Origin of the sequence: Orrella daihaiensis (assembly GCF_022811525.1) — a bacterium.
GTDB classification, from domain to species: domain Bacteria; phylum Pseudomonadota; class Gammaproteobacteria; order Burkholderiales; family Burkholderiaceae_B; genus Algicoccus; species Algicoccus daihaiensis.
On sequence record NZ_CP063982.1, the window covers coordinates 1,960,110 to 1,982,979 of the forward strand.

Annotated in this window: 22 protein-coding genes; 5 read left to right on the forward strand and 17 right to left on the reverse strand. The window is 52.6% G+C overall.

All coding sequences use genetic code 11. From position 1 onward, the window contains the following. Positions 1 to 85 precede the first annotated feature (85 nt). The 5 genes from DHf2319_RS09095 to DHf2319_RS09115 are packed head-to-tail and all read right to left on the reverse strand — an operon-like array spanning position 86 to position 7,035. Positions 86 to 1,765, reverse strand: coding sequence for an ABC transporter ATP-binding protein (locus DHf2319_RS09095; RefSeq protein WP_243477899.1), 1,680 nt, complete (start codon positions 1,763 to 1,765; stop codon positions 86 to 88). Further along, a complete protein-coding gene (locus tag DHf2319_RS09100) occupies positions 1,765 to 3,252 on the reverse strand; it encodes an ABC transporter permease (protein WP_243480077.1) in 1,488 nt (495 codons plus the stop codon). The genes DHf2319_RS09095 and DHf2319_RS09100 overlap by 1 nt, the downstream gene beginning before the upstream one ends. Beyond that, positions 3,252 to 4,229, reverse strand: a complete 978-nt coding sequence (locus DHf2319_RS09105; RefSeq protein WP_243477900.1) for an ABC transporter permease — start codon at positions 4,227 to 4,229, stop codon at positions 3,252 to 3,254. Before DHf2319_RS09105 ends, DHf2319_RS09100 begins: the two co-directional genes overlap by 1 nt. Continuing rightward, entirely contained in the window at positions 4,226 to 6,466 is a 2,241-nt protein-coding gene (locus DHf2319_RS09110) for an ABC transporter substrate-binding protein (protein WP_243477901.1), read from the reverse strand. Before DHf2319_RS09110 ends, DHf2319_RS09105 begins: the two co-directional genes overlap by 4 nt. Then, a complete protein-coding gene (locus DHf2319_RS09115) occupies positions 6,463 to 7,035 on the reverse strand; it encodes a thermonuclease family protein (protein WP_243477902.1) in 573 nt (190 codons plus the stop codon). The genes DHf2319_RS09110 and DHf2319_RS09115 overlap by 4 nt, the downstream gene beginning before the upstream one ends. 167 nt (positions 7,036 to 7,202) lie before the next feature. Here DHf2319_RS09115 and DHf2319_RS09120 point away from each other — a divergent pair, with 167 nt between their 5' ends. Beyond that, positions 7,203 to 8,273, forward strand: a complete 1,071-nt coding sequence (locus DHf2319_RS09120; RefSeq protein WP_243477903.1) for a D-2-hydroxyacid dehydrogenase — start codon at positions 7,203 to 7,205, stop codon at positions 8,271 to 8,273. 133 nt (positions 8,274 to 8,406) lie between these two features. After that, entirely contained in the window at positions 8,407 to 8,970 is a 564-nt protein-coding gene (locus DHf2319_RS09125; RefSeq protein WP_243477904.1) for a TlpA disulfide reductase family protein, read from the forward strand. Between the two features lie 7 nt (positions 8,971 to 8,977). Here DHf2319_RS09125 and DHf2319_RS09130 read toward each other — a convergent pair whose 3' ends face one another. From DHf2319_RS09130 to soxC, 9 genes are all read right to left on the reverse strand, one after another. Next, positions 8,978 to 9,907, reverse strand: a complete 930-nt coding sequence (locus DHf2319_RS09130; RefSeq protein ID WP_243477905.1) for an MBL fold metallo-hydrolase — start codon at positions 9,905 to 9,907, stop codon at positions 8,978 to 8,980. Positions 9,908 to 10,000: 93 nt separating this feature from the next. Continuing rightward, positions 10,001 to 10,441, reverse strand: coding sequence for a DsrE family protein (locus DHf2319_RS09135; protein WP_243477906.1), 441 nt, complete (start codon positions 10,439 to 10,441; stop codon positions 10,001 to 10,003). 125 nt (positions 10,442 to 10,566) lie between these two features. Then, positions 10,567 to 12,294 (reverse strand): thiosulfohydrolase SoxB, encoded by a 1,728-nt coding sequence (gene soxB / locus DHf2319_RS09140; RefSeq protein WP_243477907.1) that lies wholly within the window; start codon positions 12,292 to 12,294, stop codon positions 10,567 to 10,569. 65 nt (positions 12,295 to 12,359) lie between these two features. Further along, complete coding sequence (gene soxX / locus DHf2319_RS09145; RefSeq protein ID WP_243477908.1) at positions 12,360 to 12,977, reverse strand: sulfur oxidation c-type cytochrome SoxX; 618 nt, start codon at positions 12,975 to 12,977, stop codon at positions 12,360 to 12,362. A gap of 20 nt (positions 12,978 to 12,997) precedes the next feature. After that, positions 12,998 to 13,807, reverse strand: coding sequence for a sulfur oxidation c-type cytochrome SoxA (gene soxA / locus DHf2319_RS09150; protein ID WP_243477909.1), 810 nt, complete (start codon positions 13,805 to 13,807; stop codon positions 12,998 to 13,000). Between the two features lie 26 nt (positions 13,808 to 13,833). After that, positions 13,834 to 14,148 carry a thiosulfate oxidation carrier complex protein SoxZ gene (gene soxZ, locus DHf2319_RS09155; protein WP_243477910.1) on the reverse strand — a complete coding sequence of 105 codons (315 nt, stop codon included), beginning with the start codon at positions 14,146 to 14,148 and terminating at the stop codon, positions 13,834 to 13,836. A 69-nt stretch (positions 14,149 to 14,217) separates the two neighbouring features. Beyond that, positions 14,218 to 14,673: a thiosulfate oxidation carrier protein SoxY gene (gene soxY, locus DHf2319_RS09160; protein WP_243477911.1), complete on the reverse strand. Its 456-nt coding sequence runs from the start codon at positions 14,671 to 14,673 to the stop codon at positions 14,218 to 14,220. A gap of 57 nt (positions 14,674 to 14,730) precedes the next feature. Further along, positions 14,731 to 15,810, reverse strand: coding sequence for a c-type cytochrome (locus tag DHf2319_RS09165; RefSeq protein ID WP_243477912.1), 1,080 nt, complete (start codon positions 15,808 to 15,810; stop codon positions 14,731 to 14,733). Further along, positions 15,794 to 17,161 (reverse strand): sulfite dehydrogenase, encoded by a 1,368-nt coding sequence (gene soxC, locus DHf2319_RS09170; RefSeq protein ID WP_243477913.1) that lies wholly within the window; start codon positions 17,159 to 17,161, stop codon positions 15,794 to 15,796. Before soxC ends, DHf2319_RS09165 begins: the two co-directional genes overlap by 17 nt. A 204-nt stretch (positions 17,162 to 17,365) precedes the next feature. Here soxC and DHf2319_RS09175 point away from each other — a divergent pair, with 204 nt between their 5' ends. From DHf2319_RS09175 to DHf2319_RS09185, 3 genes are all read left to right on the forward strand, one after another. Then, complete coding sequence (locus DHf2319_RS09175; RefSeq protein WP_243477914.1) at positions 17,366 to 18,307, forward strand: dienelactone hydrolase family protein; 942 nt, start codon at positions 17,366 to 17,368, stop codon at positions 18,305 to 18,307. A 186-nt stretch (positions 18,308 to 18,493) separates the two neighbouring features. Continuing rightward, complete coding sequence (locus DHf2319_RS09180) at positions 18,494 to 18,826, forward strand: c-type cytochrome (RefSeq protein ID WP_243477915.1); 333 nt, start codon at positions 18,494 to 18,496, stop codon at positions 18,824 to 18,826. A gap of 19 nt (positions 18,827 to 18,845) precedes the next feature. Beyond that, positions 18,846 to 20,123 carry an NAD(P)/FAD-dependent oxidoreductase gene (locus DHf2319_RS09185; RefSeq protein WP_243477916.1) on the forward strand — a complete coding sequence of 426 codons (1,278 nt, stop codon included), beginning with the start codon at positions 18,846 to 18,848 and terminating at the stop codon, positions 20,121 to 20,123. Positions 20,124 to 20,332: 209 nt separating this feature from the next. Here DHf2319_RS09185 and DHf2319_RS09190 read toward each other — a convergent pair whose 3' ends face one another. The 3 genes from DHf2319_RS09190 to DHf2319_RS09200 are packed head-to-tail and all read right to left on the reverse strand — an operon-like array spanning position 20,333 to position 22,824. Then, positions 20,333 to 20,899 carry a hypothetical protein gene (locus DHf2319_RS09190; RefSeq protein ID WP_243477917.1) on the reverse strand — a complete coding sequence of 189 codons (567 nt, stop codon included), beginning with the start codon at positions 20,897 to 20,899 and terminating at the stop codon, positions 20,333 to 20,335. A 13-nt stretch (positions 20,900 to 20,912) separates the two neighbouring features. Continuing rightward, the gene (locus DHf2319_RS09195) at positions 20,913 to 21,269 is read right to left on the reverse strand and encodes a winged helix DNA-binding protein (protein WP_243477918.1); all 357 of its coding nucleotides are present in this window, start codon (positions 21,267 to 21,269) and stop codon (positions 20,913 to 20,915) included. Positions 21,270 to 21,321: 52 nt separating this feature from the next. Continuing rightward, positions 21,322 to 22,824 (reverse strand): ABC transporter ATP-binding protein, encoded by a 1,503-nt coding sequence (locus DHf2319_RS09200; RefSeq protein WP_243477919.1) that lies wholly within the window; start codon positions 22,822 to 22,824, stop codon positions 21,322 to 21,324. Between the last annotated feature and the right edge of the window lie 46 nt (positions 22,825 to 22,870).

Here is a 22,870-nt window from a genome sequence, read left to right on the forward strand (position 1 = left end):
AGTGGGGCTAACACCCTTGATTTCAAGCTCTGCGGCTTCAGGGTTCCAGTATAACGGCCCGAACTTCCATCAAAGACCAAGTTCCCTACTTTCCAAATGAAAGGCGTGGCACAGCCTCTAGCAAGCGTTTGGTCACCGCATGCCGGGGACTATGCAAAACAGACTCAGCCGACCCTACCTCAACAAGTTTGCCCGCATCCATGATGGCAATGTCGTCAGCAAAATACTCCACCACCCCGAAGTTGTGCGTGATAAACAAATAGGCCATACCTGTTTCCCGCTGCAAATCGTTGAGCAAGTCCAAGATTTGGGCCTGAACCGACACATCAAGCGCCGAGGTTGGCTCATCCAATATCAATACCTTTGGCTCAACCGCTAAAGCGCGTGCTATCGCAATACGCTGGCGCTGACCGCCAGAGAACTCGTGCGGATAACGCGTCCAAGCGTCATTTGGCAGTCCGACGCGATCTAGCAATGAAATCACCCGGGCCTGTCTTTCGGTTTCAGAGACATCTGGCAGCAGCGCCGCCACCCCTTCCGCCAAAATCTCACCGACCCGCATACGGGGATCGAGTGATGCAAATGGATCCTGGAATACGATTTGTATCTGGGTGCGCAACCGTTTCAGGTCCGCACCACTGGCAGACAACAGGTTTTGACTGACGAGTCGAACATCACCGCTAAAAACTGCGGTGCCATCAAGAAGTCGCAACAAAGTTTTAGCCACCGTGGTCTTGCCGCAGCCAGAGCCTCCCAATAGCGCCAAAGTCTGACCCGAGCGCAATTCGAAGCTCACACCATCAACGATTTGAGCCATGCCAACAAGTCGGCGCAACCACCCTCGCCTGATCGGATATCCCACCTTTAAACCTTCAACCGACAGCACCACGGGTTGGTCCGACTCAACAGGCAGAGACTGACTACCTTGCCGCTGCTGACCAACTGCCGACAATGGTCGCCCGCGTTTTTCAAAGGTTGGAATTGCATCAAAGAGCTCACGCGCATAAGGGTGCTTAGGCGACTGAAAAAACTCAGTCGCTGGCGCGGTCTCCACAATCTTTCCGTGACGCATCAAGGCCACCGTATCAGCCACCTGATGCACGATTGCCAAATCGTGTGTAATCATGAGCACTGCCATGCCAAACTCTTTCTGAATGTCAGCTAATAACTCAAGGATCTGGGCTTGAACGGTGACATCAAGGGCTGTGGTCGGCTCATCAGCCACAAGCAGATCGGGCTCGGCTGCCAACGCCATGGCAATCATGATGCGCTGCTTTTGTCCGCCAGAAAACTGAAACGGGTAGTGATCAATCCTCGCCTCTGGTTCCGGGATGCCCACGCGGCTAAGCCAATGAATCGCCTTTTCACGAGCACGACTGCCACGAAGATCTGTGTGGACCTCAATCGTCTCAAGCAGTTGATCCCCAATTCTCATCACCGGGTTCAAGCTTGTACCGGGTTCCTGGAAAATCATGGCAATGCGACCGCCACGCACTTGCTGCATCGCCATCTCAGGCAAGGCATTGATATTCTGGCCATCTAGCAACACATCGCCCTGCACGACCTGCAGTGCCTCAGGTAAGAGTCGCATGAGTGCCAGCGCCGTCATGCTTTTGCCAGACCCTGACTCGCCCACCAGCGCAAAGGTTTCGCCACGATGCACGCTAATGGCCAGCTGCTCGACAGCAAACTTGAACTGCTCATCATGATCGATGGCAATCGACAAGTCTTTTACATCCAACACCAGATCTTTGCTTGCTGCCATCAGGTGCTCCCTTTGTTCAACATCGCCAACAGGCGGCTGCGGCGCGCCGGACGGAAACTCTGGCTGCGCGGATCAAAGGCATCACGAACCCCGTCAGCAAAGAGATTGGCAGACAACACCAACGCCAACATGAACACAAAAGCAGCCAAGAGATTCCACCAGATCATTGGATCGCGTGACATTTCCAAGCGAGAATTGTCAATCATGGTGCCAAACGAATTCATGGTGGGGTCCACACCAATGCCTAGGTATGAAAGCACCGCTTCGTATAGAACCAAAGAAGAGAACTCAAGCACCACGGTGATCAGCACGATATGCATCACATTGGGCAACAGATGACGCACCATCACGGCAAAGTGCGAGATGCCGAAAGCACGAGCTGCCTGCACGTATTCAAGCTCACGCAGCTTTAAGGCTTCGGCACGCAACAGGCGGCAAAGACCGGCCCAGCCAGTTAATCCCAGAATCATGCACAGCAAAAACAAGCGCAAGTCAGCACGCTCAGCCGAGGTTGGAAACAGATCCGGATGCGTGTCAATGTAGACCTGCATCATGAGCACGGCAGCGGCAATCAAAAGAACACCCGGAATCGCCGTTAGTGTGGTGTAGATGTACTGAATAACGTCATCCACCCAGCCTTTGAAGTAACCGGCTGCAATCCCGAAAAATAGCGCTGGTGGCAGCATTGCCACGGTCGTCAACGTACCAATGACCCAGGCTGTGCGAACGCTTTTTAGCGCCCGCCAAAGCACATCATTACCGGTTTGATCGGTACCCATGACGTGGTAGCCTGTGGCCAGCCCAAACACCACGCCTAGTACCAGACACATCGCCAAGGCAGTCATGAACATGGCTCGCCATGGAATATCAGTCTGACCACGACAGACATCCAGAGCGACCATCGACCACGAGGCGTGTATCTCACGTTTTCTGCGTGACCGGGCAATCAGTGCCACCACGACACTCATTAAAACCAGAGCCACACCCAAGCCGCCAGCAAGCCCAAGGCTTGCACGTTGGCTAACATCCGCCAACCATTGTGCTTCGGGGTCATCTAAATGCGCCCCGCCAAACCGTAACCGCGGGAAGTCACGGTAGGGCTCGCCGCCCTCTTGCAGCATGGTTTCCTTGGTGAACTGGCGGTAAGCCAAAGGAGATGAATAGGTCTTTTCTTGATGGGTTAGAGCCGTGTCATCCAGCAAAGTGTCCAATAAGGACACCACTTTCGGTGAATAAACCACTGGGGCATTGGGCGGCGCATCTGGCGCTGATGGCAAACGAGGCTGAAAATGTACCGAGTCAAGCAAACCCACCACCACAAAAAATAGCAACACCACGGCCGAGCTCATGGCTGGAGTACTACGAGCCACTCGCGCCCAAGTGGCGCGTGCAGTCTCTGATCGGCTCACACGCCACGCGTAAAAGATAACAGCGGCCACCATGGCAAACAGCGCAATATCAGTCCACAGAAACACGAAGTTCGGCATCATTCAAACCTCACGCGTGGATCAGCCAGGGTGTAAGAGATGTCGGCCAGAATCAGGCCGACAATGTAGAGCGACGCCCCCAGAAACACCATGGCTCTGACCACCGAGAAATCCTGTCCATTGATGGCGTCAATGGTGTAGCTCCCCAAACCTGGAATACCAAAGAACGATTCGGCAATCAGGCTGCCCATAAAAAGTAGTGGCAAAGCAGAAACCGTACCCGTCAAAATCGGCAACATGGCGTTTCGCAACACGTGTTTAAACAGAACTACCCGTTCACCGAGCCCTTTGGCACGTGCCGTGCGAACATAATCCTTGCTGATCTCTTCCAGAAACAGACTGCGATAAAAACGCGCTTCAGGCCCCAAGCGCGAAATGATCGCCACAAGCACCGGCAAGGCCAAAAACTTCACCATGTCTAGCCCACCGATGTAGCCCGAGTAAGGCACCAAGCGCAAAACCTTGGCAAACAGCCACTGCCCGGCGATGATGTAAAAAAGTCCCGAGATCGAGAGCATCAATACGCACAACACCACTCCCCAGAAATCGAGCGGCGTGGTTCTAAAAAACACCAACAAAAGCGCAAACGAGATGCTCGCCAATATCCCAAGCACAAAGCTCGGTATAGCTAACGCCAGACTTGGCCCCATGCGCTCACGAATTTCCCAGCCAATGTCACGACCACTGTCTGACAACCCAAAATCAAACGTCAAAAGCGGCACCGACCGCTCATAGAAAATCGTGTCAGTAAACTTCTCTGCGCCAGCGGCTTGAGCGTTAATCCAAAGCGGCTTGTCGTAGCCGCGTTCAGCTTTCCATTTCTCGATCGCATCAGCACTCACGCGCTGGCCACCGATAGCAAGCCTTGCCATATCGTCTGGCGTATTGACCGCAAAAAAGAGCACAAAAGTCAAAAGATTCACGCCAATCAGGATCATGACGCCATACATCAAGCGCCGCACGATATAGCCTGTCATCGCGAGCCTCCTTGGCCGTTGGCCTTCAGTGGCAAGGCGGTGCGCTGCTGCTGCAGCTTGACCATGCGCCAGGCCGGCCAGACCACGAGCACCAACACCACGGCCAAGACCACCAGTGGCCACCAAACTGGCCGATTCCATTGGGCGATCTTCTGAGTCCTTACTTCGCTGTCGATACGCAGGTATTGCAAACTGTTACGAACCATCTGTGAGGGCTTGGCGTTATGCACCCATTGCTGAAAAGCGCCAGCTGATTTAGGAAAAAACCCAAACATCCACGGTGCATCATGCTGCACGATCTTGATCATCTGATCGATAATGGCCGCCTTCTCGGGTCCGTCAGGCAGGTCTCGCATTTTTTCAAATAGGGCATCATATTCAGGATTGCTGTAGTTGGCCGCATTCTCGCCACCCTTGCCTGCCTTGACCTGTTTGCCATAGAGCAAGAACAGAAAGTTCTCGGCATCAGGATAGTCGGCGATCCAGCCCCACATGAACATCTGCGCCACGCCGCGCGACATTTTTTCCTGGAAGCGGTTGTAGTCGGTGGCGCGAATATCGAGCTGGATGCCTAGCTTGCCGACCTGCCGGCGCATCCAGTCAAGCGTGGGGCTTGATGCATTGGCACCAGCTGCTGAATCAAAATACAGCACCAGCGGCTGCCCGGTCACCTCATCTCGGCCGTTCGGATAGCCCGCTTGCGCCAGCAATTGCCGGGCGTAATCCAGTGACTTGCGCCGGGCCTTGCCATCGACGACGTCATAAATGCTTCGATTAATGCCCTCTGGTGCCTCCTGGTAGCCCAGAATGCCTGGTGGCACTGGCCCATAAGCTGGTTGTGCTTGACCTTGACGGAAGATAGCGATGAACTCTTCCCAGTTAAACGCAATGGTCAATGCCTGACGTAACTTGCGGTTTTTCTCCTGCTGTTCAGGCGTATCGCCTTTACCGACAACAGGATCAAGCCAATTAAAGCCCAGATAAAAGATAGAGGCTTCTACGGTGCTAGGCAGCTGTATGCCGCGCTCAGCGTAAAGCGCAGCTTTTTCAGAAGAGTCGCCAGCTGCCACCAGCATCGCAACGCCTATATCGCCCCGATTGGACTCGGGCAAATCGTAGTAGCCCTGCATGAACTTACCCTGCAACGGTATTGACTCTTTCTCGATACTAAAAACCATGCGATCCACAAACGGCGTCATCTTGCCACAGTCCTCAAGCAGTCCTGCCTCCCGATCGCCCGGCTCACCTTCGCAAGGGTAAGGTTCACCTCGGAAATTCGGATTGCGTGCGAGTACATGGCGCCGGTTTTGCAGGGACTCGACCATCATGAAAGGCCCGGTACCCACCGGCCAGGTATTGAGCGACAAGCTGTTGGTGGCCATGCCTGGCTGACTATAGAAGCGATCGGCCTCCCAAGGCACCGGGGCGGTAAAGGTCATCGACAGCCAATACTTGAACTGCGGGTAGCTACCTTTGACGCGAATACGCAAGGAGTGATCATCAACTGCTTGAACGCCATCAAACGCATATTCACGCAGGTCAAGCCATGGCAAATTGTTTCCATCGCCTGCCTCACGCAGTTTGGCATCCTCAGTCTTTAACTGCTCGCCATACTCGGCAAACCCCACCACATGCTGCGCCAGTGTTGAATAAATTGGCGAGGCCACACGCGGACTCGCCAAGCGTCTGAACGCATAGACATAATCGTGGGCAGTCAGCTCGCGGGTACCGGTTTGAGCAAAGTCGGTAATGGCATAACGATCTTCGAGCGCACCGGGAGCTAGCGGATAGTACGTGTACTGGCCATCAGGCTTTTTGGCGAATGCCGGATGCGGCTGAAACAAAATACCTGGACGCAACTTGATCTCATGAATACTCTCGTGCACCAAATCAGGCGCAACCGTATCAGGCAAGACATTGCCATTGGCGTCAAGCAATATTGGCTGGGCTACTTGCGCTGCCGCTCGTGCTATCAGCTCGTAAGGCCGTTTCAAATAGTGATAGCCATAGAGCGGCTCATAAATGTTGTAAGTGTAAGGCGTTTCATCACTGGAGTACGACTTGGCTGGGTCTAGGTAGCGTGGCGAGCGCTGGGTAAAGGCAGTGTATAGTGTGTTGTCTGCCTCAGCACCGGCCTGATAAGGACTGTTAATCGGATCAGTGACCAGATCGCAGCCAGCCAGCAGCAAGGCAAGCCCTGCCGCTAGCACGGATCGATACAAGCATCCCAACGTCATTTGCCGCACTGCCCTTGCCTCCAGCAGTCGTAGCGCCACACCCAGGGCGGCACAGGATTGGGCTCAACCCAAAGACCTCGCTTATTGGCTTTGGCATCGTCTTGCAACGTCAAAAGCCTGCGATCGCGCAGATATTTGTCTTTTCCTTGACGGTTGGCCCACGCAAGCCCCGCATAGACCAACAATTGATTCACTGTGATCTCGCCCATCAATACATCACAAATATGTCGACCATAACGGTCCTCTTCAAAACATTCCAGCTCCACTTGCTTACCGGCAACCTCGTTGGCTAGAAACCGCCGTGACGCTTCACCGTAGGGTTGGCCAGGCCGCTTGCTACCACTACCTGTTTCTGGTGCATCGATGCTCGCCAGGCGAATCCGATAGTTCTCTGAACCATCACGTACCGTGATCGTGTCACCGTCGGCGACTTTGACCACTTTGCCATTAATTTGGTAAGCCAATACCAGTTCAGGGGTGGCAAAAAACAACGCGGCCATGACAGACAACGCTAGCGTTCGCGCCACCCCATCAATTACCCCAATGACCTGACTGTGTTGAATTTTCATATGGTTCACAAACCCAACCAGCAGCTAGCAAACACCTTGCCGATTGGAGATGATTTTTGTTTGCTCCCAAGGTTACCGCAAACTGTCCGTCGTTGACCGTGATGCCACCGCACAGTACGGGAAAAGCCTAGGGAGCCTGTTTTTATCCCACACCATTTGAACAGCCTATGTCCACAAAGTTCACGCCAGAGATCGTGAATCGCACCCCAGACTGCCTTCACACATGCTTAAATCAGGGCTGTTTTATTCAAAACCGCGATCACAGACCCAACGCACCCGTCTCAACACCCATGAAACTCGTATTTCTTGACAGCGACACCCTGCCACACCCGATCAGCCGCCCAGACTGGATCACCGAGTGGATTAACTGCCCGGCAACCGAACAAACCACCGAGGCGGTGGTCAAAGCCTTGGGCGATGCCCAGATCTGCATCACCAACAAAATCCGCATCACCCCCGCCATTCTGGCGCGATGCCCCAAGCTTAAGTTTGTCTGCGTGGCAGCAACGGGCTATGACTGCGTGGACTTACAGGCCTGCCGCGAACATGGTGTAGTTGTCAGCAATGTGCCAGGCTACTCCAAGCAAAGCGTGGCCGAATGCGTCATCGCCAGTATCTTCGCATTAAGACGGAACTTGATGACCTACGCCCGCATCGGCCCCGAGTCCTGGCCGGATTCGGCGCACTTTTGTGTTCACGACAGACCGATTCTGGACATCGCCGGTGCCACGCTCGGCATCGTCGGTCAAGGTGCCATTGGCGGCGAAGTCGCCAGACTCGCCCAAGCACTTGGCATGCAGGTGCTTTTTGCCGAACATCGTGGCAAAACCGAAGTTCGCAGCGGGTACACCCGATTTGAAACGGTGATTGCCCAGTCTGATGTCATTACTTTGCACTGCCCGTTAACACCGGCTACGCAAGGGCTGATTGGCCAGGCTGAAATCGCCCACATGAAACCTGGCGCGCTGCTCGTGAATACCGCTCGTGGCCCCCTGGTCAACGAAGATGCAGTCATTGATGGCCTTGAAACTGGCCACTTAGGGGGTGCGGTACTTGATGTGCTCGTCAAAGAGCCACCAACCGGCAACGAGCCCTTGCTCAAACTCAAGCACCCCAACCTCATCATCACACCCCACATCGCCTGGGCAGCCACTGATGGCCAAAGCCGTCTGGTGCAGGGCCTAGAGCAAAATTTACAGGCATTTCATGCGGGCCAGCCAATCAACGTGGTGAATTGAAATCAGACTCGCGTCTACCCGAACAATCTGCGGAAAAACCGTCTTTGACGCAAAAAATTGTCGTATGCTTTGTGAATAAAATTTGACTTAACAGCAGCTGCAAATCAACAGGTCATCAGAGAGGATTCGGCGCATGCACACCATCAACATACAAGGATTGGCAGACTGGAAACAATCATTTGCTGGCCTTGGCGAGCGCTTGGCTTTAATTGGCAACGTCAGCAGAAAACTTCTGTCAGGCCTAACCCTAGGGTTCGCTTGCTTATCGGCCCACGCCATCGAAGTCGGCGACACACTCATCATCGACAACTTGAAAACCATAGACGGTCAAACCATCACGCGCGAGAGCCTGGCAGGCAAGCACGTCATCGTTCAAGTCTGGGCCACCTGGTGCCCGTTCTGTCACCGGCAAAACATCAATCTCATCGAACTCGCTAACAAAACCGAAGGCATGCCCATGCAGATCATTGCCTTGTCAATCGATCGCAAACCTGCCGATGTTCCACCTTACGTCGAAAAGCACGGGCTAAATTTCCCCGTGGCCATGATGACGCCAGAGCTTGATAAAGCAATCGGCAAGCGCCAAGGCATCCCCGAACTCTATGTCGTTGACCCTTCAGGCAAGGTCGTACAGAAAGACTATGGTGAGATGATCGACCTTGACGTCTGGGATCTGGCTGATTACGCCAAACGCTAGTAAATTTTTATTCAGATGTCTGAATAGACAGGAATACGTTGTAAGCGTTCATGCGGTTGGCAGCCCTAAAGAGCGGGTAGCCCTCATACGGTGACCAATCAGCATTTTTATACGCCTCATCAAAGTCATCCAGATTTAAAGCCGGCTCACGCATTTCGTCGCGCAAATACTGCAAGTAGTCGCGGGTGAACTTCAAGTCCTCTGCCGGATCAGTTGAATGTGGTCCATGGCCAGGCACCACCACTTTCGGGCTTAGCGTTAATAAGCGATCCAGTGACTTGATCCAGCCGGCACTGTCAGCATTGCCCACGAACGGAATGCGGCCCTGAAACATCAAGTCGCCGGCAAACAGCACGTTTTCTGCTGGCACATAGACTGACAAGTCATCTGGCGTATGTGCTGGCCCCACCTTGAGCAGATCAAACTGCCAGCCACTTAACATCAGTTGCTCATCGTTGATCACCCAGACATCAGCAGCCTCCAAGCGAGTGTTCTCATCGACCCAAGGCGCAAGCTCCTCGCGTGATACCTCCAACCGTAGCTTCGCAGTTTCTGAGGTCAGATAAAGCTTTCCCTTTTCCTGCGCAATGACCTTGGCACCGAGGTCTTTGAACACCTGCAGGCCGTAAACATGGTCAGCATGATAGTGAGTGATGATGACATATTGGATCGGCTTGTCAGTCACTTTACGGATTTCCACTACCAAACGCTCAGCCAGCGCCGGTGAACCCAAGGCATCAATGACCACCACTCCCTCAGGCGCAATTACCACGCCAGCATTGGAGATGAAGTTCTGGTTCAGCGGCGTGCCAAGCTCAAACAAACCCTCGACGTAATAGGCATGGTCACTCACTTGCTTAAGTTCAAGTTTGGGCGCTTCGCTCGCCACGACCCAAGGACTAAACATCAGAGCAACCATCGCCAACCACTTTCTCATCACCCAACTCCTCATTTCATTCGTTACCGCAAAAAACAAACCCCGAACCAAGCACGCTCAATCCGGGGCTGAACTGCCAAACCTCAGCTTACCTTACGGCTTGATGTAAGCCCGACCTTCTTTCAACTGAAGATCGGTCAGTGCCACAACCCCAGATGGCGTGAATTCGGTTTCAAGGATGAATTGATCTTTTTTCAGATTACGGCGCTGTAACGTGATTTCGCAAACTAGAAACTTCACGCCCTTGGAACGCAGGTCTGCAATCAATGGTCCGTAGGCGGTACCCGATTGACCATGGGTAGCGCCTTCGAACATCAGATCAACACCGCCTGAGTGCATCACCAACACGATATCGGTATCAGGGGCTGTGTTCAAGTGATTGCGCATGTTGCGCAAGGCTTTCAAACCATTACCAAAGGCATCATCGAGGTGATAAACCACCTTGGGCTTGGCATCCTGCGCCTGTGCATCAACCGGCATCAAGCCAACCAACCCAATCACCGCTGCCAATGCCAAAGCAAAAACTGTCTTCATTACTGTCTCCTTTTGTTAAAAACCTCTTCGGGTCATGCATTAAAAATTGTTGGTGTAAACACAAATGACACGGCGGGGACCCGCCCCGCCGTCGATGCCAACACTACCGGTGAGCGACCACCTTATCAACTAAGCGGTGCGTAACCCGGGTTATTTTCTGCTCCGATAATTTTGGGTTCGTTCAGCGCAACATCTTTGACGACTTTTTGATCACGCAAATAGTTGGCAACGACATCCCAAATTGGCTCACCACCAGCATCACGGGCTTCGGGTGATACAGGAGCCCAGCCTGCGACCTTGTAGGTTTTGCTGGCATCGATCGCCTGACCGTCAAGCATCATGTTGGAAATGCGGTTCCCAAAATCTGCTGTTGGGTCAATGGTGTACTCAAGACCACCGACACGCACCATATCACCACCTTGCTGATAGTACGGATCAGGATTAAAGAGATTGTCAGCGACGTCTTCCAGCACCACCTTGATCATTTCACCGGACATATTCGTGACCGTGGTCCAGGGATAAGTGATTGCCGTCTGGTCCAGAACGTGCTCCATCAAGATGTCTTGGCCAGGCAAGAGCGATGTGCCCCAACGGAAGCCTGGTGAGAAAGCAATCTGAGCATCCTTACCTTTCATCAGCGCGTCACAGATGACTTGGTCGAATGTACCGTTAAAGTTTCCTCGGCGGTACAACAAGCCTTCGGTGGTCGCGAGCACTTCATTCAACTTAGCCTCGTGGGGCTCACGAACGCGTTTGATCAATGCAGTCATCTCTGGGTCGGCAGGCAAAAGATCAGAGAACACCGGCATTAACTTATAGCGGAAATCAGAGACTTTGCCATCTTTAACATCAAAGTCCATCACGCCGAGGAACTTGCCATTCGAACCAGCATTGGTAACTAGCGTCACACCACCAGGATTTTTCACTTTGACTGGCTGTGGCACACCATCGTGCGTGTGACCACCAAATATTGCATCAATCCCGGTGACACGGCTTGCAAGCTTCAGGTCAACATCCATCCCGTTATGAGAAATGACAACCACAACCTGTGCACCTTGGGAACGCGCCTCATTGACGGTCTTCTGCATATTCTCTTCATCAATGCCAAATGACCAGTTCTCAACAAAATAACGCGGGTTGGCGATGGGCGTGTAGGGGAAGGCCTGGCCGATGACGGCGACTTTGACGCCGTTCATTTCGCGCATGGTGAATGCTTCGAATACAGGATCCTCAAAATCCGTGGTCTTGACGTTTTGTGCCAGGAATGCGACTTTGCCAGCGAAGTCTTTCTCCACGATTTCCATCACACGATCTTCACCGAGCGTCATTTCCCAGTGCGGCGTCATGATGTCAACGCCCAACTGCAGGCAAGCATCAACCATGTCTTGGCCGTTGGTCCACAAAGCCGTGCCAGACCCCTGCCAGGTATCGCCGCCATCGAGCAATAACGCTCCCGGGCGTGATGCCCTCATTTGCTTGACCAGCGTGGCCAAATGGGCGAAACCACCGACTTTGCCGTACTGTTGAGCAGCATCGGTAAAGTTCAGGTAAGTAAACGCATGCGCATCTGGGGTATTGGGTGCAATGCCGTAGTACTTCAACAGATACTCACCAACCAAATGAGGCGGACGATCGTACATCGTGCCAAAACCCAGATTCACATTAGGCTCGCGGAAATAGATCGGGTTTAACTGGGCATGACAGTCAGTGAAATGCAGAAAATGCACATTGCCAAACTTTGGCATGTCGTAAAACTTGTCAGCAGCCGCTTGTGCTTGGGCCATACCCGGCTTTAACACCATGCCCGCAGCTGAAGCCAGTGCCAACATCTGCATAAACTCACGACGATTCATACTCATAGTCAAACCCAACCTAGAAATAGAAAAAGGGTCCGAAGACCCTTTAGAAAAGGAACTGCTTATTGATTGACCGGTGAATTGGGGTCCAGCAACAAGGCCATCACGTCCTTGATCTGCTGTTCGGTCAAAATATTAAAGTGCGCAAAACGTGGCATGTTGCTGCACAGGTTGTACGCCTTGGAATTGTTGATACGGTTCCAGGTGTATTCGATGATTTCTTTGCTGTTACCACGCAGCTTGCCGTAACCCAGAAGTGATGGTCCGATCGTGCCATAAGAAATTTCTTCTTTTGTTACCTGGTGACAGTTGTAGCAGGAACCACCGTTTGGCTTGTCCAGACTATCACGCCAGGTCATGCCACGACCACTTTGAGCAACTTTCTCACCGGCTTTCCAGTCACCCAGATACTTACCATCTGATGGTGGCTTGATCGCTTTAAGCTGAGCCTCTTGCAAGGCGATTGCTTTCTTCTGCCCTTCAGGCGAGTTGAAATATGCCTGATCAGAGCAAAGCGCTTGCACCTCGTCCGGATAAATCCGATCTTTCTTGGCAATACCCTTTGCCTCGAAGCTTGAGTCAAGCATGGCCTTCAATGCCGGGTCCATCTGCTGGGCGGCAACCCCAAAACTGGAAGCCAACGCCAACGCACCCATGGCCAATGTCATTTTCTTAATCATCTCTGCTGTCTCCTAAACAATCAACGCTTCAAGCCCGGGGTGTTCATCTCACCAGCACCGCTTGCTTTGTTGGCCATGAACATGGACAACGCAATGGTGGCATCTGAGGCGAATATCGGGTGCGGAGCGCGCTGCTGGCGATAGCAGTCGTTCAAGCGGCGCTGCATGGTCCAGAAAGTGCCGTTGGAGACGCGGTACGCTGGCCAGTTGCCCCAACCCGCTGCTGCACCCTTGGGCTCTGTGAGGTTAGGCAGGTCCTGCATCCGGATACGTTGACCGTCGACCGCATGACAGGATGCGCAAGAGAAATCGAAAGGACCTCCTTCGAGGAAGAACAACTGCTCACCGAGTGCAACCATCTCTTTTTCTTTGGGGTGGTTGGCAGGCACATTGATGGGCACACCCTTGGACTGACCCACAACATAGGCAACGATCGCTTCCATCGGCTTACGTACGCCCTTGCCAAAGCCCTCTTTAATGACCTCGGCTGATGGGATCCCCTGGATAGTTTCCATGCAGGTCATCAAACGCGACTCGAGATCCTGGACCTTGTCGGTATCGGCAAAGTATTTGGGCAACTGGGCTGCGGCACCTTCGACAACCCCGGGTCCCAGCCCCAGATCACACGTTTCAAGTGTTGCGTTTTTGGGGCCCATGGGTTTGACCCAGAGCTCCTCGCCTTCCATTTCATAAAGCTCGGCGGGGTTACCATCTGCAAGCATCTGGCGATACTCGGCGAGTTGGTCTGAAGCCGTCTGCGCAAAAGCTGGCGCGCTAAACAAACCGGCAACTGCCACTGCGGCAGCGAACTTGCTTACCGTTGATTTCATGTGTCTCCTCCTTGAGATCAACCTATTTATTTCACCTGGGTGTCGTCGGTGCGTGACTCGCCCTTGTTGTCTTTCCAGGTAACGGCGATCGTGTCGCCTTTCTTGGCTGAACCCTTTAACTTGAAATTCAGGAACGGATCCTTCGATACGGCCGGGCCAAACAAAGCAGTGAATACAACTTTGTCACCCACTTTGGCTTCGACGGTCTCGATGTACCAAGCGGGAATTGCCTTGCCATCCGAACCTTTACGAAGGCCGGTTTCCATGGCGTGGCGCATCAAAACCTTGACGTCTACCACACCATCCTGTTCTGTTGCTCGAATACGCATTGGACTTGCCATTTTGTGCCTCTCTTTATCTCATGTTTCGCTTAGCGCGAATTCAAAACCGATTACGTTGACTGTCAGCGATTAACCGCCGCAACCACCCAAGGTGACTTTCACTTCCTTGGAAGCCATCAGCCACTTGCCGTCGGACTTCACCAATGCGTAAACATTGGAAGTTTGACCCATTTTCACGCGAGTGGTCGCAAACGACTCCGCGCCTTCAGGCAAAATAAACATGGCAGCCATGGCGTTGGGGTTTTTCTCAACCAGAATGGCCATCTCAGTTGCCTTCAGTGAGCTTTCCACGCCAACCGGCACCACAGCACCGTTTTCAGCGATGTCAGGTGCGCGCACCGACACTTTGTCAGACACTTGTGGCATACCTGAAGAACCTAGCACCTTGGCTACGTCTTCAACAGACTTGGCTTTAAAAGCAGCCTCGTTCCAGGCAGCGGCTTCAGCTTTAGTCATCAGGCCGGCGCTGGCCATCAAACCGACCAATGCGGTCATTTGCATCAGCGTACGTCGTTGTTGATTCATTTGTAGACTCCTCTCGAATATAAAAACTACTTCATTAAACCCGCTAGCACACCAGCCTTACTGGCCACCAGACACCATCCACTGAACCATCAAATTGATGTTCTCTTCAGACACCTGCGGATGCGGCGGCATCGGGATTTGCCCCCAAGTGCCCACAGCCCCATTTTTAACCTTGCCAGCCAACATTGCCAAGGTCTCAGGCTTGTCGTCGTACTTTTCTGCCACTTGCTTAATCGATGGGCCTACCATCTTCATGTCAGCAGCGTGACAAGCAGCGCAGTTGTTTGCCTTAAACAAAGCAGCGACATCAACGGTCTCACCACCCGAGCTCGCAGGAGCTGCTGTGGTCATGGCAACGGTCTGAAAGTTTGCGCCAGGCAACTCCGCAACAGGTGGCTTGGTCGTATCAGCACCTCTGAACGGTCCAAAAATACGGTTTTGCTCTGCGATGTTGTAGTGCGCATTACGGGCATAATCCGGCAATGTCGACGTGATTTCAACAGCCGTCACGCAGTTAGTCATGCAGTCACTACCGTTGACGTCAGGCTTGCCATCACGCTGCCACATACCATGCTCGAGCGTCATGCCGTTTCGATTGGGCATACGTTCTTGCACTTCTTTGATGGTCTGTTCGTTCAGCACAAACTCGTCATCAACGATCTCACCCAAATAAAGAATGTAAGCCAGCACGGCATAGGTGTCATCAACCGATAGCGTACGCGGGTTGGTCCAAGGCATTGCACGATGGATATAGTCCCAAAGGGTTGAGACGGTGGGAACCTTCATCAACGTGCTACGCTGAGGCTGGTTAGGGTCTGTGAGTGAAGCAACCCGACCTGTTTCCTGATCCTTGGCTGTGGTGCCACCAATAATCGGTGTAAACACCTCGTTGGACTCACCAAAAGTGCCATGACAGCTAGCGCATTGAGTGTCCCATATACCCATGCCATCTTCAACAGTACCCGAACCCTTGGGCAAGCCGACAAAGTCGGGACGCACATCAATATCCCAAGCTGCAACTTCGTTTGGGGTAGCCAAACGACCAATACCCTCATAGGTTTTTACATCCTGCGCAAATACCACACCAGCCATGCCAGCCAGCGCAACAGATCCGACAAGCTTAGCCAACTTGAACATTGCTAACCTCTCCATTGGTATCAACCTTCCAGGACTGGATGGCGTTGTTGTGATAGATCGAGCGAGTGCCACGCACCTCGCGCAAAGCATTGATCATGGGTTGTATATGACCGGTACTGTCCACCGCACGCGATTGCAAGATAGCTGGTTTGCCATCCCAGACCCAATCAATATTAAAGCGCGTCAAGCACTTATCCATGATGGGAGACTCCAGCCTGGCTTGGCTCCAATTCCTGCCGCCATCCACAGACACATCAACGCGCTGGATCTTGCCGCGACCGGACCAGGCCAAACCACTGATGTTGTAGAACCCGGTGGTCAACAACTGCTGACCACCCGATGGCGTGGTGATCACCGACTTAACTTCCTGCACCGTGGTGTACTGACGGTGCGTACCATCAGGCATGAGGTCAATATAGTGAACCGCTTCATCCTTGGTGCCATAAGGCTTGTCACCCACTTCGATACGGCGCAGCCACTTGACCCAGCTCACGCCCTGAACGCCTGGCACAACCAGACGCAATGGATAGCCATTTTCTGGGCGCAACATTTCGCCGTTCATGGCCCAAGCAACCATCACATCATCCAATGCGATTTCCATCGGAATAGTACGTGTCATGCCAGAGCCATCGTTGCCCTCGGCCAATACATACTTGCCTTTTTTCAGGTCAGCCCCCGCCATTTCCAGCAGCAACGACAAAGGCACGCCGGTGAATTCACAACAGGACAACATGCCGTGCGTGTACTGCACGGTTGGTACCGCTACGTTGCCCCATTCCATACCGGTGTTAGCGCCGCATTCGATGAAATGAAACTTCGAGGTACTCGGCAGACGCATGAGATCGTCCATCGTGAAGACCAATTCTTTCTTCACCATGCCATTGATCATCAGACGATGCTTATTCGGATCAATGTCGTACCAGCCTTGGTGGTGACGTTCAAAATGCAAGCCGTTGGGCGTGATGATCCCGAAGAAGCCCTGCAACGGCGCGAATGAGACCGAGGCAGCATCAACTGCTGTCAAACCTGGGGACTGCCGGCGCTGCAAGTATTTCTCGTAGATCGAGGGCTCACCATAGGGCTTAACTGCTACGGGTTGCCCCAACGTGGTTTGCCAGATCTGCTTTTCAATGATCGCTGGGTCGTCCGGACCAGCCTGAGCCATAGCCTTCGCACCCATCCCTGTGGCCAAGCCCGCTCCGAGGGCACCCAAAAAACTCTTACGCAGAAAACCTCTACGCTCCTCATTCATCCCGTTGGCCGACACGTCGGCAACGAAATCGGCGGGCAAGAAACTCTCGGGTGCTCGACGCACCTGCCCGGGTGTTTCAAAAAGCTTTGACTTGCTCAAGACTCTCTCCAAGGATTGACCCTAGCTGCGATACGGACTAATTGATGTGGTTATTTAATAATTCGATAAAGTAATAAAAAATTCACATTTAATCAAGATCAATAGAAACCCTAATATCGCGCTTTACGTGCTTGATGCACTGTTGTAAGGCTCACTAAAACCAACACCACACAAAACAATGCTTAGCCGTAGGAGATACACAAGATGACAGACAAAACTGACGAACTAAAGCAGCAAACCAACGGATCGGTTGACCTATACCTTGACGGGCAAGCGCTAGGTGGGCGCTCTGACACCTCGCGCAGGGCATTCTTACGCAATACCACCGCTGCTGGCCTTATCGGCGGATTTGCGGTGGCAGCTCGCCCGATACAGGCACAACAAGTGATCAGCACAGGCTTCGATGGTCTCGAGACGGATGAGGCTTTTATTGAAGAGAATGGCATCGAGCTCTACGCTTATTACGCCAAGCCCAAGGACGCCAAGGGCCCCCTACCAACCGTTATCGTGTGCAGCGAGATTTTTGGGGTGCACGAACACATCGCTGACATCGCTCGTCGCTTTGCAAAGCAAGGCTATTTGGCGATTGCGCCGGAATTTTTTACCCGGGCCGGTGATCCGGTTTCGTTAGGCACGATCGCAGAGATTTTGAAGGAAATCGTCGGCAAAACCCCAGACGCGCAAGTCATGGATGATATTCGGGCCAGTCTCGCATGGGCTGCCAAGAATGGTGGCGATCCCGAGCGCGTGGGCATTACAGGCTTTTGCTGGGGAGGCCGCATCACTTGGCTCGCCTGCGCCAACATCCCACAAATGAAAGCTGGTGTTGCCTGGTACGGACGTCTGGTTGGTGAAAAAAGCGAGAACTTCCCAGCGCACCCTGTCGATCTTGCGAAAGAACTCAAAGCGCCAGTGCTAGGCCTTTATGGCGAGAAAGATGACGGTATCCCTTTGTCTACCGTTGACCAAATGAAATCAGCTCTTGCAGCAGCAACTGGCAATGCAGCGGCTCAAGGATCGAAGTTCGAAATCTATCCGGATGCCCCTCATGCATTTCATGCTGACTACCGCGCGAGCTACCGGGAAGCTGCGGCCAAGGATGGCTGGGAAAAGTGTTTGGCCTGGTTTGCTCAGCACGGTGTGTGAGCTAAACGGTTATCCGGGAAATCTGGATTGCACTTGGCGAGGACAAGCTTTGTTTGCCCGGTGTTCACAGCTACGCAAGGCAGTTATAAGCAATTAAGCACAAAAAACTATCGCAAAACAGAATATATTGATATAAATCAACCATCGTTTAAAAGCCTATGTTGGCGATACAAAAGGAGACTGACGATGAAACTAGCTCGAACGGCTGTTGGGCTTGCGGTGACTAGCACTGGCCTGCTTCTAGGAGCAGCTGGCACAGCTTCAGCAAACGACCTCTCTGCTGAGCGTATCTATCACCTGAGCTTGGCTGCAACCTGTGCAAACTGCCACGGCACGGGCGGTGTCAGTGTTGCGGGCAACGACATGCCCAAGATTAACGAACTGACGCACAGCCAAATTGCAGAAATACTACGTCAGTACAAATCCGGTGAGAAAACCGGCACGATCATGCCGCAAATTGCCAAGGGCTACACCGAAGAGCAAATCGATATCATCGCCAAAGTACTTGGTCACGATTAAACGGAAACAGGAGACAACCATGAATCGTCGTTTATTCCTTGGCCAAAGTGCCGCACTGTTTGGCACCACCGTCGGCATCAATAAACTTGCGCTTGCGAGCGCACCGAGTAAAGCCCAAGTGGTGGTGGTCGGTGCTGGCTATGGTGGCGCAACCGCTGCCAAATACATCCGCATGTTGTCGAATAACTCGATTAGCGTCACGCTGATTGAACCAAATGACAACTTCATCTCTTGCCCGCTCTCAAACTTGGTCGTAGGTGGTGAAGAAAAAATCAGCGCGCTAACAACCTCGTACAAAGGACTGACAGACAAGCATGGCATCACCATGGTCAAAGACATGGTGACCAAGGTGGACCCCCAGAAAAAAACTGTCACCACCAAAGGCGGTAACACCATCGCTTACGACAAACTCGTACTAGCACCCGGCATCACCATGAACATGGCGAGCGTTGAGGGCTTGGCTCAAGCAAATGCGGCTGGAGTAACACTGCAAGCATGGAAGGCTGGTCCAGAGACCGTCGCTTTGCACAAGCAAATTGCTGACATGCCAGATGGTGGTGTGGTCGCGCTGACCATTCCATTGGCACCCTACCGCTGCCCTCCCGGACCATACGAGCGGACCTGCCAGATCGCAAACTACCTGAAGAACAACAAGCCGAAGTCAAAAATTGTTGTGTTTGACGCCAACCCTGATGTCACATCCAAGGGTAAGCTTTTTAAGGCAGCGTGGGCGAGCATGTACGATGGCTACATTGACTACCGTCCTGCTCACAAGGTCGTCGGGGTAGACGCCAAGACCAAAACTTTGAAATTTGAACTCGAAGACGATTTCAAGGCAGACGTACTGAACGTGATACCTGTCATGGGCGCTGGTTCTCTGGTCGTCGAAACCGGCCTTGCAAATATGAATAACCGCTGGGCAGAAGTCAATTTCTTGAACTTCGAGTCAACGCAGGCCAAGGACATTCACATTGTGGGTGACTCAATTCAGGTAGCCCCACGCATGCCTAAGTCGGGTCACATGGCAAACCAACAAGCTAAGGTTGCGGCTGCTGCGATTGTTTCGGAATTGAATAACTTCCCTGTTAATCCATCGCCTGTAGTTACCAACACATGTTACAGCTTTGTCAATGAGCGTGATGTCGTGCACGTGGCCAGCGTTCACCAATACGATGCAGCTGAAAAAACCTTCTTACCTGTTAAAGGTGCTGGTGGCTTGTCACCAGAGCCAAACCGAATGGAAGGCATTTATGCTTGGGGCTGGGCCAAGAACATCTGGGGCGACACGGTCGGTTAATCCGTTGTATTGACTTCAAGTTCTTGAGAACAAAACCGCCACTCGATTGAGTGGCGGTTTTGTTTAGGCGTTATAGGTACAACGTCTTTGGGTTCCACATTCTTGTACGTTGTGTTTTTAGTTTGATGATTACCTTGTGAACGTCGCTGCTTGCAGTAATAGCAGGTCGAGGCATACTTGTGCGGGTACCTCGAACAAAATAACCACCATCAGGCAACGGGAGACTTTCTCGTCAAAAGAATACCCATCAAATACTTGGCAGCGTACAACATCGCGAATGTACCGATCAGATCACCGACAAACATGGTCACAAATGTGTGCCCGAAAGCATGCGAGATACCAATTGCTGAAAAATGCAGGTTATGCAGAATCGATCCCACCAACGCAGCAGCCACGCTCAGGATCACAAGCTGCACCGCACTTAGGCCTTGCAGGTCAGTACGCAGACCAAACAGCCGCGCACAAGCCACATATGCCACCATAGGTGCCAACGCTGAGAGCCCGGCCAGCACGATCACCATCCCAGGGTCTGTGAAGTTGTGGGTATATAGGGCCGTAATGAAGCTACCAATAAATAGGCCCAGCACTCCGGTCCAGCCGCACAATAAAACCGCAAGCATACGTAATGCCGCAGGCAAAAACACCCACGAAGCGTATTGGGAGACCGCGACGTTATCAAATAGCCAATCGTTCAGGATATACAGAAAAACCCAACATCCAGCGATCACAGCCAGCTGTGCAAACACCGAGGGCGGTGTGCGCAAACTCGAATCCATATCGCAGGGGACCTTACGCTTGACCTGCTTCGTTCAGACAGCGACCTAATGTACTGAAGTAATCAGTAGCACGATCGGTAGGCACCACGTACTTGATGCGAGTATCTGCAGCGTCTGTCTCTAATGCTAATAAGCCCTTGGCACGCAGCGACTTGAGCCGACGGTGAAGTGTCGTGGGCGACACATCAACCGGCAACGCCATCGCTTCAAGTACCGTCACCTTGCCACCACCGTGCCAGATTGCGGCCAAAGCGTTTAGCAAACGCTCCTCGACCGGGTCGACATGAGGAAATGTCGGCAACTCCCGGATAGCCTGCATGAGGTTGAGGAAACGAAGATAGATATTGGAGTAGTTTGTTTTTTCGCTCATAGCCTGATATTAGAACAAATTTTGCAGGGCGCTATCTCAATTAAAAGAAGACTTAGGCAGCCTTTTGCCAAAGCCCACTCATCCATAGACCGATTTGCTCGCGGTTGGTTCTGCTAATCGGCTCGATGGGTGACAGTTTGCCATTAAACATGACGCCAATACGGTCAGAAACATCAAATAATTCATCAAGTTCTTCCGAAATCACCAAAACCGCACATCCCGAGCGCGCCAAGTCAATCAAAGACTGCCGGATCTGTGCGGCCGCACCAACATCGACACCCCAAGTCGGCTGCGCACAAATCAGCACTGTCGGGGATTGCTCTAGCTCGCGCGCCATGATGAATTTCTGGAGGTTGCCACCTGAAAGAGACCTCGCGGCAGCCCGCGCGCCCACGGTTTTAACCTGAAACGATTTGATGCAGCGATCTGCGAACGCACGAGCTTTTTCCAGCTTTAAAAAACCAGCGCTGACCAGGCCAGCCCGGTCAGCGGCAGTCAAAATCGAATTTTCAGTCAAACTCATGTCGGCCAGAGCCCCTGTACCCAACCGATCTTCGGGCACGTAGCAAAGTCCTCTCTGGCGTCGACGCGTCGAGCCTTCGCCAACCAATGATTGCCCGAACCAGTGAATGTCTCCAGCGTCAGGCATGACCTCACCGGCCAACAAAGAGCACAGTTCTCTCTGGCCATTACCCGAAATACCGGCGATGCCAACAATCTCACCCACCTTAAGGCTAAAGCTCAGTTCAGAAAGGCTCACGCCGTGCGCATCAACAGCCTTCAACGACAAATTGTTGACAGACAGCGCCACCTCACCAGCCGTCGGCTCGGGCTTAAAGGGATGCTCAAAATCATGCCCAATCATCATGCGTGCCAATGAAGCAGGCGTTTGATCCTCAGTCACGCACTCTCCGGTGACTCGACCATCTCGCAGTACAGTGACTCGATCGCATAAGGCCAATATCTCATCAAGCTTGTGGCTGATGTAGACAATGGCACAGCCCTCGGCACGTATTTGCCGTAATGTTTCAAACAAGCGGTCAACCGCTGCTGGCGTTAGCACCGATGTGGGTTCATCCATGATTAAAAGCTTGGGCTTTTGAATCAGGCAGCGGATAATCTCGACACGCTGACGCTCGCCAACAGACAAGTCGAAAACATGTCGATTGGGATCGATCGGCAAGCCGTAGTGCTCTGAAACTTCACGGATCTTGATAGACAAAGCATCAAGCGACTGTCCGGGTGGCAAGAATAGTGCCGTGTTTTCTGCCACCGTCAATGTTTCAAACAAAGAAAAGTGCTGGAACACCATGCCAATGCCCAATGCTCGTGCCTGCGCTGGGCTCGTGATATCGACTGGCTGGTCCTCCCAATAAATCGTTCCACTTGTGGGGGCCGTCACGCCATAAATCATTTTCATGAGTGTTGACTTACCCGCACCGTTCTCGCCGAGCACCGCGTGAATTTCTCCTGCGCCAACACTTAAATTGACCTGGTCATTGGCCAAAACAGAGGGATAGGCTTTCGTCAGAGATTGAACTCGCAAACGTGGCATGGCAGGCTATCAACAAAATTAACGGGGGTGTCAATGATCAAAAGTT